Raw genomic sequence first — 219 nt, 5'->3', positions numbered from 1 at the left:
GCTGGAAGTCCAAGTACAATCATACGCACAAGCGGTGGCATAAACGCTAGTGCCAGTGCCGCATAACAGACGGCCGGTGTATAAACCCGCGCAAATTTTGATATGAAGTCTTCGGATTTTGATTTACGGGAACTTGCATTTTCTACCAGATCCAGAATACGGGATACGGTCGACTCCCCAAATTCCCTAGTCGTCCGGACTCTCAGTACACCTGTCATA

The 219-nt window shown here is 48.4% G+C and carries 1 pseudogene; it reads right to left on the bottom strand.

The features are described from left to right. A pseudogene (locus HJY11_RS14245) lies at positions 1-219 on the bottom strand (heavy metal translocating P-type ATPase); the annotation flags it as partial.

The sequence above is a fragment of the Bittarella massiliensis (ex Durand et al. 2017) genome, assembly GCF_017566145.1.
Classification (GTDB): Bacteria; Bacillota; Clostridia; order Oscillospirales; family Ruminococcaceae; genus Bittarella; species Bittarella massiliensis_A.
Note: the sequence above shows the minus strand (reverse complement) of the source record. Positions and strands in the feature narration are given on the sequence as shown.